The sequence below is a fragment of the Microbispora rosea genome (genome assembly GCF_044460045.1).
GTDB lineage: Bacteria > Actinomycetota > Actinomycetes > Streptosporangiales > Streptosporangiaceae > Microbispora > Microbispora rosea.
Window position 1 is genome coordinate 36,397 of the sequence record NZ_JBITJO010000015.1, and the last position, 13,867, is coordinate 50,263.

Sequence of the window (13,867 nt, forward strand, 5' to 3'; positions counted from 1 at the left end):
CGCATGGCCTGAGGGTGATTCCTGCGGCTTCGTGCCGCGTCCAAAGAATCCTTCAGGAGCATCCCCACGATGCAGATCGACCCTCGTGGCCCGCGTTTCGGCGCGGCGGTGACCAGTGTGGTCCTCGCGGTCGTACTGGTCACTCAGAATCCCTGGTTGCTCGCCGCGCAGGCGGTCGTCTTCGCGCTCGGCGCCGCTGACGCGTCGCCGTACGGGCTGGTCTTCCGCCGGTTCGTGCGGCCGAGGCTGGGCCCGCCGGCCGAGACGGAGGACGCGGCGCCGCCGCGGTTCGCGCAGGCCGTCGGGCTGGGGTTCGCGGTGGTGGGACTGATCGGATTCGTGACGGGGATCACCGCACTGGCCTTGGGTGCGACAGCAGCGGCACTGCTGGCCGCCTTCCTCAACGCAGCGTTCGGCTTCTGCCTGGGCTGCGAAATGTACCTGCTTATTCGCCGTCTACAACCTGGGAGAATCCAATGAGCCGCTCCGCCGTTCTGGTGGACGCCGACTGGGTCGAGGCCAACCTCGACACACCGGGTGTCGTGCTCGTCGAGGTCGACGAGGACACCAGCGCCTACGACAAGGGTCACATCCGCGGTGCCGTGAAGATCGACTGGAGGACCGACCTGCAGGACCCGGTCCGCCGCGACTTCGTCGACAAGGCCGGCTTCGAGGCGCTGCTGTCGTCGCGCGGCATCGCCAACGACGACACCGTCGTCCTGTACGGCGGCAACAACAACTGGTTCGCCGCCTACGCCTACTGGTACTTCAAGGTCTACGGCCACGCGAACGTCAAGCTGCTCGACGGTGGCCGCAAGAAGTGGGAGCTGGAGTCCCGCGAGCTGGTCACGGACGTCGTCGAGCGCCCGGCCACGCAGTACGCGGCCCAGGAGCCCGACAACGACATCCGCGCCTTCCGCGACGACGTCGTCGCCGCGATCGGCAAGCAGAACCTGGTCGACGTCCGCTCGCCCGACGAGTTCACCGGCAAGCTGCTCGCCCCGGCCCACCTGCCGCAGGAGCAGGCGCAGCGCGGCGGCCACGTGCCCACCGCCCGCAACATCCCGTGGTCGAAGGCGGCCAACGACGACGGCACCTTCCGCTCCGACGACGAGCTCCGCGAGCTCTACTCGGGCGCCGGCGTGGATCTCTCCAAGGACACCATCGCCTACTGCCGCATCGGCGAGCGCTCCGCGCACACCTGGTTCGTGCTGCACGAGCTGCTCGACCAGCCCAACGTCAAGAACTACGACGGTTCGTGGACCGAGTACGGCTCGCTCGTGGGCGTGCCGATCGAGCTGGGGGAGGCCCGCTGATGACCACGCAGGGTTGCGCTGCTCCTGAGCAGACCGTCGCGCTGCCGGCCGGCATCGACCTGTCCAACCAGGCCGTCATCCAGGGCGTCGTCTCCGGCGCCGGCACGGCATACGCCCGTCTGCTGGACCACAGCGGCGAGTTCACCGGTGAGGTCGTCGTCTCCGACGAGGGCATCTTCCGCTTCTTCGCCGCGCCGGGCCAGTGGACCGTCCGCATCATCGCCGGCGGTGGCGTCACCAAGGACGTCCCCGTCGAGGCCAAGCTCGGCGAGGTCGCCCAGCTCTCGGTCGCCGTCTGATCCACCGCTTCACAGAAGGCCGGTGCGTTCCCGCGAACGCACCGGCCTTCTGCGTTTTCCTGTGGGCGGCTAGTATTACGTGCTACTTGTAATACGTAATGGGGACGAGCGCGATGCGACTGAACAGCAAGGGACAGGTGACCATTCCCGCCGAGATCCGCGAGAAGTACGGCCTGCACCCCGGCGACGAGGTCGACGTGATCGAAGTGGGCAACACCCTGCGGATCGTGCGCCGGGAGAGCAGCAGCACGCGGGGCCGGCGGGCCGCGCAGCGACTTCGTGGCAGTGCGACGACGTCCATGACCACTGACGAGATCATGGGACTGCTGCGTGACGAGTAGCACTCTGCGTGTCGTCCGCGAGCAGGCCACCCTCGTGGATTCCTGTGTTCTGCTCGACGTCGCCACCGACGACCCCAAATGGGGGGCCTGGTCCGCCGACGCCTTGGCTCGGACGCTGGACGAAGGACGGCTGATCCTCAATCCGGTGGTGTACTCCGAGGTGTCGGTCGGCTTCGCGAGCATCGAGAGCCTCGACGAGGCGTTGCCGCCCGAGGACTACGAGCGTGAGGACGTGCCCTTCGAGGCGGCTTTCCTCGCAGGCAAGGCATTTCTCGCCTATCGCAAGCGCGGGGGTGAGAAGAGGTCGCCGCTGCCCGACTTCTTCATCGGCGCGCACGCGGCGGTGCGGAAATACCGGCTACTCACCCGCGACACCACCCGATACCGGATCTACTTCCCCACAGTCGAGCTCATCGCTCCGTAGGGAGGAGCGAGAGCCGATAGCATGCGGCAGGTGTCCGGAACGTCCGCACTTGCCGCCCCTCGCCCCTCCTGGACGCTGTCGCCGTACGCGTTGCCGCTGAACGCCCTGCGGATCCTCGCCAAATGCGCCCTGCCGTTGATCCTCTGGTTCTCCGCCGGACGGCTGGTGCGGTGGGCGTTGCTCCTGCTGGCCGCGACCGTCTCGCACGGCTCGTGGTATCAGGCCAGGCTGGTCCTGACGATGTTCCTCTTCACGCTCGTCGTGATGACGTCCCTCGCCACGACCGTCGGCATGCTGTACGTCGTCCGCGAGGCGCTGCAGGAGACCCAGGCCCGGCGCGTGGGAGGCGAGGCCAAGGAGAGCCTGTTCAACGCGCTCAACCGCACCGCGCTCGTCTTCGCCGGCATCTACACGACATGGAGCTTCGTCGCCGACGACGCCCGGGAGTTCGCCGGCATCGACATGATGCGGCAGCCGGACCGGTATGTGCTCGACGCCGGCAGCGGCGACGACAGCGGGGTGGCGGCCGGGCTGCTCAACCTCGATCCGAAGGTCTCCCTGGCGACGATGATCGTCGCCTACGTGGTCAAGTGGTACTTCGGCCGCCGCCACGAGGCGGGGGAGGGCCGCTTCTCCGGAGTGCTCGCCACGTTCGGGGAACTCGCGTTCGCGTTCTTCGGGATCAACGCGATCGCCGCCGCCGCGGGGGCGCGCTCCGACTGGATCGGTCAGCGGTCCGCCATCGCCGCCTGGCACGACTTCGCGGCCAACGCCGAGGAGAGCGTCCCGGGGTGGAAGCCGGTCGCGGAGTGGCTGGGCGGCGTCTGGCCGTACGTCATCGACGCCCTCGCCATCCCGCTCACGTGGCTGACGATCGGCATCCTGGTCTACGGCGCCTACGCGGAGGACACCCGGACCACGATCAGGGGGACGCGCCTGGAGCAGGCGGCGGTCCACCTGGAACGCACCCACAACTGGACGCGTCTCGCCCTCGCGAAGCTGAGCGCCGGCTGGACCGCTCGTTGGATCCCGCTGCTCAACTCCCTGCGCCTGACGGTGCGCGGCGGCGCCCCGCTGTTCGGGCTGTTCGCCCTCTGCTACGTCGGCCTGCACATCGGCGGCGACTACCTCCTCAGGGCCGGTCGCTACCTCACCGCGAGCGAGGAGCCGTACCTGTGGTTCGCGACCGGTGAGCCGGTCGTCTACGTCGTGGACCTGGTCGTGACCCTGGTGACGATGTGCCTGATCGCCGCCACCTTCGACCTGGCCGCGACCCGCCGCAGGCTCACCGGCGGAACCGAAGAACACGATCGTTCTTCTCCTGCGAGGTGAAGGCGGCCTTCACGAAGTCTTCGGCCGACTGATCGGGCACGTCCCGGTAGGTGCTCGGCCGTAGGACGACCTCGACTTCGCCGGCCAGGGACGGCGGGACCACGCCCATCATCTCCAGCCGATACGGTGTTCCGATCTTGTTGTCCTTGACGTCGGGTGGCGTCTCGTTGTTCACCATCTCCAGCTGCCACGTGCGCCCGGCTCGGTCGGTGAACCTGACCTCCGCCGGCTCCCCGTGACGAATGGCGCCCTCGGCGTCGAGCGCGGTCCTGGTCGCCACGACCTTCAGCCACTGGCGGTCGGATCGCTCCGGCTTGCCGGTGGGATCCTTGATCTTCTCCACGGTCGCCCGCCACGACACGTGCTGCCAGACCGCCGCCTGGCCGGGCTGCACGACCTGGACGGTGTCGTCCGGGCGGCCGTACTTGTACGCCTGGTAGCCGAACACCGTCGGGGCGCCGGCGGCGAGCACGACGGACAGCACGGTTCCCCCCACGAGCAGGCCCGTACGCCGCTTGGGCGCTGGGGGCTCCTCTGCGGGCACTTCGGCGGGGGGCTCCGCAGGGGGCTCCGGGGATGGGGGAACGGGCGCGAGCGCCGCGGGAGGCGGCTGCCGGTTCGTCCGCAGCGCGGGGAAGGGCTGCGTGGACCTGTCCTCCCCTTCGGGCTCCAGAGGCGGCCACACACGCAGGTCCGTCGGCGGCTTCAGCGTGCCGGGGATGGGCACGGAGGGCGGAGCCGTCGGTATGGGCGCGGGAAGCGGGCCGCTGTAGGTGATGTCGGAGGGCTGCTCGGCCGGAGGAGCGAACCAGTCGCGGGCGTCTCGGCCGTTCCTCGGCGGGGTTCCGTCCATGGGCGTCTCGGTCATCGGCTCTCGCTCACGAGAGAGTGGTGGTCCTCCGCCTGTGAGATCAGCCGGCCGGCGGCGGCGCCGGACAGCCCCAGGTCGATCTGCGCCTCAGGCGCGTAGTTGTCGCTCACCAGCGGGCTTACGGGAGGGATGAAGACGAGGTCGGCGCCCGGCACCGCGTCTTCGGGCACTTCGAAGACGAGCAGCCCGCTGGACCAGAACCCGGGCTGGATGTACTTGTTGAACAGCGTCAGTGCGTCGTTGACCTTGTCCGTCGGCTGGTAGCGCCGGCCGTCCGCCGTCAGGAGGACGGGGGGACTGAGCTTGCTCAGCTTGAAAGGCTCGCGCGCGCTCATCGCCGAGACGTCGATCAGGAGGAACAGGTTGCTCGTGGCCACCTTGGACACCTTGTTGGAGTAGTCCGTGGTGTCCACGGCGTGAGCGGCCGTGACCGACAGGGCCTTGACGGTGAAGCGCTTGGTCTCCACCGTCTCGCCGATCCGGCCTTTGTAGGTCAGATAGGAGGTGCGCTGCTCGAAGGACATCGAGAAGTTCTGCTGTGCGTAGACCGCCGCCGCCGCGAGCACGATCCCGGCCGCTCCTGCGGCGATCCGCCGCCCCACACCGCGCTGTGGCGGCTTCTTGCGCGCCGCGCGCCGCGCGGTGCGGCTCTCCACCTGGGTGACCGCCATCAGCTGCTCTCCTTCCGTACGGGAAGGGCGATCCGCGTGGCCACCTCGGGCTCGAAGGGGCCTTTGTCGTCCTTGTACGCGCCCGCGAGCATCCAGTCGTAGCCCTGGTTCATCAGCCCGAGTTGCTCGTACACGAACGAGCCCACGTCGAGGCTGATCTCCGGGGGCGCGGTCGCGGTGGGCTCGATTTCGTACTTCACCACGACCGTGGTGGTGATCCCGGGCTGCAGTTGGTGGCTCTCGACGCCGAGGCTGAGCACGGAGACCTCGGGGCCGTACTTGGTCTTGATCTCGGGGCGGGTCCGCAGGAGAGAGCCGGCGAAGGAGCCGAACGGCGAGTATTTCCCGGGGTCCGGCATGACGCCGACCGAGGCGGTCTCCTTGCCCATGTTGGTGACCTTGAGGACGAGCTCCAGGTAGCGCTTGTCGGTGCCGAAGTCGCCCTTCTCGGTGGTGTCGATCGCCTTGATGAACTGGGTGTGGTACCGCCCCTGGTCGATCACGTCTCCGGGCGAGACCGTGGGCGGGGGCTTCTCCGGGGCCTCTTTGAAACCGCCGAGCGCGGCGGTGACGCCGATGCCCACCACGGCCAGCGCGGAGGCGACCGGGACGAGGACCGGGCGTCGTCGGCGGGCGCCATTGGGGGATGACGTCATGGCAAGCGATCGTAGTACGACCACAGTTGCCCCATTGGTCGCATTGGTTCGGTCCCCCGGGCGGAAATACGTCCGAATGGCGAGAAGCGCGCCCTGACAGGGCTTCCAGCTCCTACGCTGTGACCGAGGCGGACATGGAGGGCCCGTGGGCGACCCGCACCCGGAGCATGCCCAGTTGCAGGCGGATCGGATCTACCTGGGCTGGCAGTACGCACTGCTGTACCCCGATCCCGGGCCGCCGCCGAAGCGACCGGCCAGGGAGGACGTCACCGAGGCTCCCGTGGACACCGAGTGGGTCCACCGGGAGCGGCTGCAGAAGGACCTGCTCAACCGCCCGGTCAAGATCTTCCGTACGTTCATGGCCGTCGTGGCCGCGGGCATCCTGATCCTCGGCGTGACCGGCCTGCTCACCTGGTCGTTCGTGATGCTGGGCCTGGTCGCCGCGGGCGGCGTGGCCGCCATCTGCACCTACGCCATCCGTCAGGGCGACCGCGCGGTCAACGAGCGGCTCGACGAGCGCCGCCGCAAGGCGCTGCGGGAGCAGGAGCGCCGCCAGCGGGAGATCGTGACGGCCCAGGAGGAGCACGCCGCGAAATACCGCGACTGGGCCGAGAAGAAGAACCGCTTCGACCGGCAGATCACCTGGTATGCCGTGGCGGTGCCCGACGACATCGACCGGGTCGACGTGGCCGGGGGCACGCTGACCGGCTGGTCGGCGCTGGTCACGCTGATCGGCGCGACCCGGCTCTACAGCGGCGGGCATCTGACCGTGCTCGACCTGTCGGAGGGCGCGATCGCCAAGGACCTGATCGAGCTGGCACGCAGGGGCGGGGACGACCCGCTCGTCTGGGTGCTCCCGGTGGACCTGCCCCGGCTCGACCTGGGCGCGACGCTCAAGCCCGAGGCGTTCGCCGACGTGCTCGCCCACGTGGTGAGCGTCAGCGAGGAGACCAGCAGGGACATCGGCTTCGACAACGCGATCCTGGAGCGCGTGCTGGAGGTCCTGGGCGAGAACGCGACGATCAGCCAGGTCACCGCCGCCCTGCGGGCGCTGGCCCAGGTGGGCGACCCTCGCGACGACATGAAGGGCGGCCTGCTCACGGCGTCGCAGCTGGAACGCATCGGCACGCTGTTCGGCCGGGGCGTGGCCGACCGGGTGGTCATCGAGCGGGCCTGGGCGCTGGAGTCGCAGCTGCGCAAGCTGGAGACGCTGGGCTCCCAGGCCGTACGGCTGCCGCCCGCGCGGCTGCGGGTGGTCAGCATGGACCGGCAGGCGGGGGTCTTCGGCAACCGGGTGCTCGGGACGTACGTCGCGACCGCGCTCACGCACATCCTGCGCCAGTCGCCGGCCAGCGAGCGGCCCTGGTATCACACGATCATCGTGGCGGGCGCGGACAAGCTGCGCGGTGACGTGCTCGACCGGCTCATGGACGCCTGCGAGACCTCGCGCACCGGGCTCGTTCTGACCTACCGCAGCCTCACCCCGACCGTGCGGGAGCGGCTCGGCCGGGGACACGCGGCGGTCGCGTTCATGCGCCTGGGCAACGCCGAGGACGCCCGGGTGGCCAGCGAGCACGTCGGCACCGAGCACCGCCTGGAGCTCGCCCAGCTCACCGAGACGTTCAGCACGGCGGTCAACGGCCCGAGCGGCTACTACACCTCCACCGTCGGCGACAGCCGTACGGAGGGGGAGGACAAGAGCGAGGGCGACCTGCGCGAGGACATCACCGAGTCGACCGAGTGGGGGCGGCGCGCGCCCACCGTGGCCGACGGGGTCCTGCAGCGGTCGCGCGAGTTCCTGGTCGAGCCGCACCAGCTCCAGCAACTCCCGACGACCTCCGTGATCGTCACCTATTCGACGGCGGAGGGACGCCAGGTGCGCCTCGCGGACGCGAACCCGGCGATACTCACCTTTCCCAAGACGACCCTGGGGGAGTTCGAGGAGATCCGGCGGGCCGCTCTCACGCCCCCGGAGTCCGAGCCGGAGCCCGAACCGGAGCCGGAGGAGCCCGTGCTGCCCGATGTGCCGCCCAACCTCGGCCCGCCGCCGCCCCGCCTCGACTGGCGCAAGCGGTCATGACCGCCTCCGAAACGTCGTACGCGCCCATGACACCGTCCGCTGTCGGTAAGGGCATCGTCAACCGGGGTGTGCGGGCGTGATCGTTCGAGGAGTCTCTCCCCTGTTCGTCGTCACCTGAGGGGTCTGATGCAGCCGTTTCCCCTGAGCGGGCCGTGGTACCGGATTCAGGCGATCACCGCCCCATCGCGTAGTTCGTCCGCGGAGTGGGACTTCGTCACGGTGCTCCCCGCGGTCCTGTCCGCCGCGCAGCGCAACCGGCCGTTCGTCATCGGCTGGCTGTCGCGGGGTTCGGGTGCGCCGCTGGAGCTCATCACCAACGCGGGACCGCTCACACCGCCCAAGCCGCCCAAGCGGGCGGCGACCACGCCGGAGCCGCCGGTCACCGGCCCGCAGCCGCTGCTGTTCCCCGGCGGCGCGCGCGGCGTGGAGATCGGCGACGAGTGGCTGGCCGACCTCGCCGACCTGGTGTGGACGCCGTGCCCCGGCCGCCAGGCTCCGCCGCTCTACGGCAGGCGTGAGCCGGAGCCCGACGAGACCAAGCGGCCCACGCTGTTCGAGTCGACGCTGGTCACGCTCATGTCCCGGCCGTTCGCGTGGGTGGTGGTCGCCGAGCCGACCGACCTGCTCGACGCCGAGGTGGCCCACCTGCGCACCCAGCTCAACGTGCTGCGCCAGTATGGCGACGCCTCGGAACGGTCGCGGTTCGACGCCGAGCGGGCCGAGCGCAGGATGCAGGAGCTGGACGCCTTCCGCGAGGCGGGCCTGTGGAACGTCCGGGTGCTGGCCGGGGCGGCCGGCCCCGACGAACTGCGCCAGATCGCGCCGGTGCTGGTCGGCTCGGTGGAGATGAGCCACCACCCCTACCGGCTGCGCAGCGCGATGTCGCTGCCCGCCCTGACCGGCGACGGCACCTGCGAATCCGTTTACGGCTTCGGCGAGGCGCTGGCCGTCAACCTGCAGGACTCGGCCGACGGCGCGGCGGCGCCGTTCGCGGCGACGGCCGGGGCGCTCGCCGCGCTCGCCGGGCTGCCGCGCCGCGAGGTGCCGGGGGTCCGGGTGCTCGACGCGGGCTTCTTCGACGTGACGAGCGAGGCCGAGGTCGAGGGCTCGGCGGAGACCGTCGACCTCGGCGCGATCGTCGACGGGCAGGACCGCGCCGTCGGAACCTTCCGGGTGCCGCTGGCCACGCTGAACCGCCACGCCTTCGTCACCGGCGCCACCGGCTCGGGCAAGTCGCAGACCGTGCGTCACCTGCTGGAGCAGCTCACCAAGGCGGGCATCCCGTGGCTGGCGATCGAGCCGGCCAAGTCGGAGTACGCCGCGATGGCCGGCCGGGTGGAGCACCTCGCGCCGCTGACCGTCATCAACCCCTCGGCGCCCGACAACGTGCCGATCAGCGTCAACCCGCTCGCGCCCGAGCCCGGCTATCCCGTGCAGGCCCACATCGACATGGTGAGGGCGCTGTTCATGGCGGCGTTCGACGCCGAGGAGCCGTTCCCGCAGATCATGTCGCTGGCGCTGCAGCGCGTCTACGAGGCCAACGGCTGGGACGTGGTCACCGGAGGCGGCATCCCGGGGGCCGCCGTGCAGCCGGCAGTGCCCACCCTGGAGCAGCTCCAGCAGCACGCGCTGGAGGTCATCCAGGAGATCGGGTACGGCAACGAGGTTCAGGCCGACGTCGAGGGTTTCATCAGCCTGCGCCTGCGCAGCCTGCGCGTCGGCAGCGCGGGCCGGTTCTTCGAGGGCGGCCACCCGGCCGACATCGGCGGCCTGCTCCAGCGCAACGTCGTGCTCGCGATCGAGGACGTGGCCAACGACGAGGACAAGGCGTTCCTCATGGGCACGCTGATCATCCGCATCGTGGAGCACCTGCGGATGCGCGCCCGCTCCGAACCGCGAGGCGAGGACGGCGCGGGCGGCCTGCGGCACGTCATCGTCATCGAGGAGGCCCACCGGCTGCTGCGCGACCGGGGCTCCCAGCGGGCCTCCACCCACGCCGTCGAGCTGCTGGCCGGGATGCTCGCCGAGATCAGGGCGTACGGCGAGGGCATCATCGTGGCCGAGCAGATCCCCACCAAGCTCGTCTCCGACGTGGTGAAGAACACGGCGCTCAAGGTCGTGCACCGGCTTCCGGCCGAGGACGACCGCGCGCTCGTCGGCGCGGCGATGAACCTGAGCGAGGACCAGTCGCGCCAGGTGGTGTCCCTCCAGCCGGGCTTCGCCGCGGTGTTCGCCGACGGCATGGACCGCCCGCTGCGCGTCCAGGTGCCGCTGGGCGAGGACCGCGAACGCGAGACGCTCGGCCCGGTGCCGCCGATCTGCGGGCGGCGTTCGGCCGCCTGCGGGCGCGAGTGCCGTACGGGGAAGGCGTGCACGCTGGTCGAGCTGCGCGAGGCCGACCTGCTCGCGGTCGCCCCCGAGTGGGCGTGGCTGCGGATCTGGACCGACACGGTCGTCCTGGCGTTCGTGACGAACCGGTCGCTGCCGGGCGTGCCGCGCGTGCTCGCCGACATCTGGGCGGAGCTGCCGGCCAAGCGGCGCGAGTGCCTGCTGGCCACGCTGGTCGAGCGGTCGGTCGCGCGCCGCGCCTGGTCGCTGCGGACGTGGTTCGATCCCGCGCTGCTCACCGAGAAGGCCGCCGAGGTCGCCGCCGGGCTGCTCGCGGCGGGCCAGGCGGACGGCGGGGAGAGCGAGCCGCCGATGCGGGCGGGCGAGCGGCCGGGCGCGGCCTGGGTGATCCCGCAGGTCCGCTGGCTGCACGAGGTGGACCGGCTGTTCCCGTTCGGGCATCCGGCGCCCAACCTGCGCAGCCCGGCCCCGGCGATGGAGTATCCGCTGTTCGGCACCGACCCCGCCGGTCGCCCGTACCCGCACCAGGGGGTCAACGGCGCCGAGCCGGCCGAGGGCGGGGTCGCCGTCGGCGTGCGCACCGAGCTGCTCGGCCACCGCGCCAAGGCGCTGCGCCACCACCCGCTGTCGATGGAGGTGGACCGCAACCGGGCCCTGGCCTGGCGGGTCATCCTGGGCGACGACGAGCACGAGGGCATCCAGCGCGACGTGACGACGGTCGCCATCGGGGTGGAGCCGCGCGAACGGGTCAAATACGTGGCCCAGACGATGAGCGCGGGCTGGGTGGAGACCGTGCTGTCCTGGCCGCGCCGGTTCGTCCTGCCGTTCGACGGCGACACCCCCGCGGAGCTGTCCTTCGGAGCGTGATCCCACCCCCCGACCCCACGAGGGAGCCCGAGACCCCATGCCGACCAGCCGTTTGCAGCGACTCGCGTCCCAACTCACCTGGCACTGGGAGCACCAGCTGCGGCCACGCCTGTCCGGCCTCACCGACGCCGAATACCTGTGGGAGCCGGTGGAGGGATGCTGGTCGATCCGGGCGCGGCCGGACGGCGCCTACGCGCTGGACTGGGCGTTCCCGGCGCCCGACCCGGCGCCGCTGACCACAATCGCCTGGCGGCTGGCGCACATCGGCCAGACGCTCGCGCAGCGGGCCGACTTCCACTTCGGCGACGGCACGCTGACGATGGATCGGATCCGGTGGCCGGGGCCGACCGCGGCCGAGGGGCTGGCCTGGCTGGACGGCGCGTACGCCGGCTGGACCGCCGGCCTCGCCGCGGCGGACGACGGCATGCTCACGCGGCGCAGCGACGGTCCCCCGGGGACGCTCGACGGCCGCTTCCCCTTCGCCGAAGTGATCTTGCACGTGAACCGGGAAGTCATCCACCATGGGGCCGAGGTCGCGCTGCTCCGCGACCTCTACCGAGCCCGGCGGCCCGGTTCTCCCGGAACGGCGTAGGGCGGGCGGAGGCCGCCGGCGAGACGACCGGCGCGGGGGCACGGCGGGCACCGCTACGTCGGCGCAGGCTCCGGGCGCGGTTAGGATCTCGGCATGAGTCAGCTTCCGTTGCGGGCGCAGCTCGCCAGCGCCCTGGGCCGCACGGCCGCGACGCTGTCCAGGGCCACCGGGCGTGGCGACGGCTCGGTGATCGGCGGCAGGGTCGGCCTCATGCTGGAGCCCGACCTGCTGCGCAAGCTCGCGGCCGACCGCAAGCTCGTCCTGGTCAGCGCCACGAACGGCAAGACCACGACGACACGTCTGATCACCTCTGCGCTGCAGGAACTCGGCGACGTGGCGACGAACGCCTTCGGCGCCAACATGCCCGCCGGGCACGTGTCGGCGCTCGCCTCCAACAAGGACGCGCCGTACGGCGTGCTGGAGGTCGACGAGAAGTACCTCCCCGAGGTCCTCGACACCACCAACGCCGGCCTCGTCTGCCTCATGAACCTGAGCCGCGACCAGATGGACCGGGCGGCCGAGATCTGGCTGCTCGCCCAGAAGTGGCGCCGCGCCCTGGCCGGCAGACCCGTGCACGTGATCGCCAACTGCGACGACCCGCTGGTCACCTGGGGCGCGTCCACCGCCGCCCGGGTCACCTGGGTGGCGGCCGGGCAGCGCTGGCGCGAGGACTCCTGGTGCTGCCCCGAGTGCGGCGGCCCGCTCGACCGCTCCGGCTTCGGCAACGGCGGTCAGGGCCTCACCGCGGCACAGATGGCCGACACCAACTGGGCGTGCCGTGAGTGCACCTTCCGCCGGCCCGAGCCGAGCTGGGTGCTCGACGGGGAGTACGTGACCGACCCCCGGGGACAGCACTGGCGCCTGGACATCCAGCTTCCCGGCCAGGCCAACCGGGCCAACGCCGCAGTGGCGCTGGCGGTCGCCGAGACCCTCGGCCTCGACCCGGCCAGGGCGCTGCCCAGGCTGCGGATGGTCACCTCCGTCGCCGGGCGCTACACGACCGTGGAGCGGGACGGCCGGTCGCTGCGGCTGCTGCTGGCGAAGAACCCGGCCGGCTGGCTGGAGGCGTTCGACGTCGCCGACCCGGCGCTGCCGATCATCCTGTCGGTCAACGCGCAGGGGCCCGACGGCCGCGACACCTCCTGGCTGTGGGACGTCGACTACCGCATCCTGCGCGGCAGGCCCGTCCTCGTCACCGGCGAGCGCCGCCTCGACCTCGCGCTGCGGCTGGCCGTGGCCGGGGTCCCCTTCCAGCTCTGCGACTCGTTCGAGCAGGCGGTGGGCCTCCTCGCGCCCGGCAAGATCGACGTGATCGCCAACTACACCGCGTTCCAGCAGATCCGAGCGGAGTTCGGCCGTGCAGTCTGAATTGTCCATCGTCTGGATCTATCCCGACCTTCTCAGCACGTACGGGGACCAGGGCAACGTCCTGGTGCTGGAGCAGCGGGCCAGGGCCCGGGGCATCCAGACCAGGACCGTCCACGTACGGTCGTCCGACCCCGTGCCGCAGCAGGGCGACATCTACCTCATCGGCGGCGGCGAGGACCGGCCGCAGATCCTCGGGGCCGAGCGGCTGCGCCGGGACGGCGGCCTGCACGCCGCGATCCAGCGCGGCGCCGCCCTCCTGGCGGTCTGCGCCGGCTATCAGATCATGGGCACGGTGTTCGGCGGCGAGGAAGGGCAGCCGGTGCCCGGCATCGGCCTGCTGGACATCAGCTCGGGGCGGGGCGAGCGACGCGCCGTCGGCGAGCTGGCCGCCGAGGTGGACCCCGCGCTGGGCCTGCCCACGCTGACGGGCTTCGAGAACCACATGGGCGTGACCAGGCTCGGCCCCGGCGTGCGCCCGCTGTCGCGGACCCTCACCGGCATCGGCAACGGCGACGGCACGGAGGGCTGCTACGCGGGCCGTGTCATCGGCACCTACCTGCACGGGCCGGCGCTCGCCCGCAACCCCGCGCTGGCCGACCTGCTGCTGAGCTGGGTGACCGGACCGCTGCCGCCGATCGAGGACAGCTGGTATCAGGCGCTGCGCGACGAACGCCTGCGCGCGGTGCTGCCGAGCTGACCCC

At 71.2% G+C, this 13,867-nt stretch carries 14 protein-coding genes; 11 read left to right on the forward strand and 3 right to left on the reverse strand.

Annotated elements, in window-relative coordinates:
- Window positions 1-69: 69 nt before the first annotated feature.
- The 6 genes from ACIBK1_RS37455 to ACIBK1_RS37480 all read left to right on the forward strand — a co-directional run bounded on the left by ACIBK1_RS37455 (window position 70) and on the right by ACIBK1_RS37480 (window position 3,712).
- The gene (locus ACIBK1_RS37455; protein WP_076438341.1) at window positions 70-480 is read left to right on the forward strand and encodes a DUF4395 domain-containing protein; all 411 of its coding nucleotides are present in this window, start codon (window positions 70-72) and stop codon (window positions 478-480) included.
- Complete coding sequence (locus ACIBK1_RS37460) at window positions 477-1,316, forward strand: sulfurtransferase (RefSeq protein ID WP_357313020.1); 840 nt, start codon at window positions 477-479, stop codon at window positions 1,314-1,316. Before ACIBK1_RS37455 ends, ACIBK1_RS37460 begins: the two co-directional genes overlap by 4 nt.
- On the forward strand, window positions 1,316-1,615 hold the full coding sequence (locus ACIBK1_RS37465; RefSeq protein ID WP_030510411.1) for a DUF1416 domain-containing protein: 300 nt from the start codon (window positions 1,316-1,318) through the stop codon (window positions 1,613-1,615). The genes ACIBK1_RS37460 and ACIBK1_RS37465 overlap by 1 nt, the downstream gene beginning before the upstream one ends.
- 113 nt (window positions 1,616-1,728) lie before the next feature.
- Window positions 1,729-1,956 carry an AbrB/MazE/SpoVT family DNA-binding domain-containing protein gene (locus ACIBK1_RS37470; protein WP_030510410.1) on the forward strand — a complete coding sequence of 76 codons (228 nt, stop codon included), beginning with the start codon at window positions 1,729-1,731 and terminating at the stop codon, window positions 1,954-1,956.
- Entirely contained in the window at window positions 1,946-2,380 is a 435-nt protein-coding gene (locus ACIBK1_RS37475; protein WP_396740418.1) for a type II toxin-antitoxin system VapC family toxin, read from the forward strand. Before ACIBK1_RS37470 ends, ACIBK1_RS37475 begins: the two co-directional genes overlap by 11 nt.
- 30 nt (window positions 2,381-2,410) lie before the next feature.
- Window positions 2,411-3,712: a hypothetical protein gene (locus ACIBK1_RS37480; RefSeq protein WP_156081088.1), complete on the forward strand. Its 1,302-nt coding sequence runs from the start codon at window positions 2,411-2,413 to the stop codon at window positions 3,710-3,712.
- On the opposite strand, the gene ACIBK1_RS37485 is transcribed toward ACIBK1_RS37480, so the two are convergent.
- The 3 genes from ACIBK1_RS37485 to ACIBK1_RS37495 are packed head-to-tail and all read right to left on the reverse strand — an operon-like array spanning window position 3,666 to window position 5,910.
- Complete coding sequence (locus tag ACIBK1_RS37485) at window positions 3,666-4,580, reverse strand: hypothetical protein (protein ID WP_396740420.1); 915 nt, start codon at window positions 4,578-4,580, stop codon at window positions 3,666-3,668. The two genes, ACIBK1_RS37480 and ACIBK1_RS37485, sit on opposite strands and share 47 nt — an antisense overlap.
- Window positions 4,577-5,254, reverse strand: a complete 678-nt coding sequence (locus ACIBK1_RS37490) for a DUF4352 domain-containing protein (protein ID WP_030510406.1) — start codon at window positions 5,252-5,254, stop codon at window positions 4,577-4,579. The genes ACIBK1_RS37485 and ACIBK1_RS37490 overlap by 4 nt, the downstream gene beginning before the upstream one ends.
- Window positions 5,254-5,910 (reverse strand): hypothetical protein, encoded by a 657-nt coding sequence (locus tag ACIBK1_RS37495; RefSeq protein WP_396740423.1) that lies wholly within the window; start codon window positions 5,908-5,910, stop codon window positions 5,254-5,256. Before ACIBK1_RS37495 ends, ACIBK1_RS37490 begins: the two co-directional genes overlap by 1 nt.
- A gap of 145 nt (window positions 5,911-6,055) precedes the next feature.
- Between ACIBK1_RS37495 and ACIBK1_RS37500 the strand changes: the two genes are divergently transcribed.
- From ACIBK1_RS37500 to ACIBK1_RS37520, 5 genes are all read left to right on the forward strand, one after another.
- Window positions 6,056-7,990: a hypothetical protein gene (locus ACIBK1_RS37500; protein WP_357313035.1), complete on the forward strand. Its 1,935-nt coding sequence runs from the start codon at window positions 6,056-6,058 to the stop codon at window positions 7,988-7,990.
- A gap of 126 nt (window positions 7,991-8,116) precedes the next feature.
- Window positions 8,117-11,206, forward strand: coding sequence for an ATP-binding protein (locus ACIBK1_RS37505; RefSeq protein ID WP_036408064.1), 3,090 nt, complete (start codon window positions 8,117-8,119; stop codon window positions 11,204-11,206).
- 37 nt (window positions 11,207-11,243) lie between these two features.
- Window positions 11,244-11,798, forward strand: coding sequence for a DinB family protein (locus ACIBK1_RS37510; RefSeq protein ID WP_396740425.1), 555 nt, complete (start codon window positions 11,244-11,246; stop codon window positions 11,796-11,798).
- A 93-nt stretch (window positions 11,799-11,891) separates the two neighbouring features.
- Window positions 11,892-13,166, forward strand: coding sequence for a MurT ligase domain-containing protein (locus tag ACIBK1_RS37515; RefSeq protein WP_030510401.1), 1,275 nt, complete (start codon window positions 11,892-11,894; stop codon window positions 13,164-13,166).
- The gene (locus tag ACIBK1_RS37520; RefSeq protein WP_030510400.1) at window positions 13,156-13,863 is read left to right on the forward strand and encodes a type 1 glutamine amidotransferase; all 708 of its coding nucleotides are present in this window, start codon (window positions 13,156-13,158) and stop codon (window positions 13,861-13,863) included. Before ACIBK1_RS37515 ends, ACIBK1_RS37520 begins: the two co-directional genes overlap by 11 nt.
- The last annotated feature ends 4 nt before the right edge of the window (window positions 13,864-13,867 follow it).